The organism is Klebsiella sp. K-3, assembly GCF_051207495.1.
Lineage (GTDB): Bacteria > Pseudomonadota > Gammaproteobacteria > Enterobacterales > Enterobacteriaceae > Klebsiella > Klebsiella aerogenes.
The window spans coordinates 1-639 of record NZ_JBPNXF010000038.1; the positions used below are offsets into that span (position 1 = coordinate 1).

Genomic DNA, 639 nt, shown 5'->3' on the forward strand with positions numbered 1-639 from the left:
CAGCCCGCATGGATGCGGGCTGAGGGCCGTGTTTTGCACGGATAATGAGATGGACGCTCCAGATTTTACGGTATCAAAGTACCAGACTGGATCGTTGCAATACGTCCTAAAAAATGAGGAGCGTCCACATGAAAGTATCAACTCTTGGTATCGACCTGGCAAAGAACGTTTTTCAGCTTCATGGCGTCGATCACGAAGGTCATACTATTTTGCGTAAAAAGCTCACCCGGGCTAAGTTTGTTCAGTTTGTTATTCAACTGGAGCCTTGTCTGATTGGCATGGAAGCCTGCTCATCCAGTCATCATTTCGCGCGATTATTCACCCGCTATGGTCATAAGGTAAAACTCATCCCTCCCCAGTATGTAAAGCCCTATGTGAAAACGAACAAGACGGATGCAGCTGACGCTGAAGCTATCTGCGAAGCGGTAACCCGCCCGAATATGCGTTTTGTACAGATAAAAACCGAAGAGCAGCAGGCCGTTTTAGCGTTACACACTGAACGGGGAATACTTATCCGTGAGCGGATCGCCTGTTCCAATAGTTTAAGAGCCACACTTGCTGAGTTTGGTATTACGATTGCGGCCGGACAAAGCCATTTAACCCATGAACTGCCAGCCATTCTGGAGGACGACGAAAATG

At 48.0% G+C, this 639-nt stretch carries 1 protein-coding gene; it reads left to right on the plus strand.

Going from position 1 to position 639, the window contains the following annotated elements; all coding sequences use genetic code 11:
* Positions 1-128: 128 nt before the first annotated feature.
* Positions 129-639: IS110 family transposase (locus tag ACSEMK_RS24040; protein ID WP_430915555.1), on the plus strand; the 511-nt coding region annotated here is incomplete at its 3' end.